Raw genomic sequence first — 1053 nt, 5'->3', positions numbered from 1 at the left:
CTCCCACACCCGCGCCAGCGACACCATCACCGCCCAGAGCACAGGCTGCACCACCTCCACCCGCTCCAACGCCGCCCCATCACCCAACGCCTCCAGCAGAGGCGTCTCCATATACGGCTCCAGAGCCGCCGCGCACTCCTCCAGCCGCGCCGCGAACACCGGAACGTCCCCCAGCAACTCCAGCGCCATCCCCACCCACTGCGACCCCTGCCCCGGAAACACGAACACCGTCCGCACGGCGCCAGCCTCGGCCCGTGCCGTACCGAGGTCGCGCTCGCCCCGGGCCACCGCCCGCACTGCGTCGAGCAGTTCCTCCCGCGACGCACCCGCCACCACCGCACGGTGTCCCTGCACCGCACGGCCCGCCGCGAGTGCCGCGCCGATCTCTGTGGCGGAGGAGTCCGGGTGTGCCTCGACGAAGGCCGCGAGGCGACCGGCCTGCGCCCGCAGGGCGTTCTGGTGGTGGCCGGAGATCACCCATGGCACGACCGGGAGTTCGACGCGTCGCTCCGCTCCGGGCCCGGTCTCGACGGGTGCCTGTTCCAGGATGAGGTGGGCGTTGGTGCCGCTGATCCCGAACGAGGACACACCCGCCCGGCGCACCCGCTCCGCCCCGGACCACTCCTGCGCCCGAGCCAGCAACCGCACCCCGCCCGACGCCCAGTCCACATGCGGCGACGGCTCGTCCGCGTACAGAGAGGCGGGCAGCGTGCCATGACGCAGCGCCTCCACCATCTTGATCACACCCGCCACACCGGCAGCGGCCTGCGTATGCCCGACATTGGACTTCACCGACCCCAGCCACAACGGCCGCTCAGGATCACGCCCTTGCCCGTACGTCGCGAGCAGCGCCTCTGCCTCGATCGGATCACCCAACCGCGTCCCGGTCCCGTGCGCCTCCACCACGTCCACATCGCACGCGCCGAGCCCGGCATCCGCCAACGCCGCCCGGATCACCCGCTGTTGGGCGGGGCCGCTGGGCGCGGACAGGCCGTTCGACGCCCCGTCCTGGTTGACCGCGCTGCCCCGCACGACCGCGAGCACACGGTGTCC

1 protein-coding gene is annotated in these 1053 nt (G+C 72.8%); it reads right to left on the bottom strand.

Annotation, left to right across the window (positions count from 1 at the left end):
* On the bottom strand, positions 1 to 1053 hold a 1053-nt coding region (locus tag ABZ863_RS35735; RefSeq protein WP_358544233.1), incomplete at both ends, for an acyltransferase domain-containing protein.

The sequence above is a fragment of the Saccharomonospora sp. NPDC046836 genome (genome assembly GCF_040645195.1).
GTDB lineage: Bacteria > Actinomycetota > Actinomycetes > Mycobacteriales > Pseudonocardiaceae > Prauserella_A.
The sequence above is the reverse complement of the archived record's forward strand: the minus strand, read 5'-3'. Positions and strand labels throughout refer to the sequence as shown.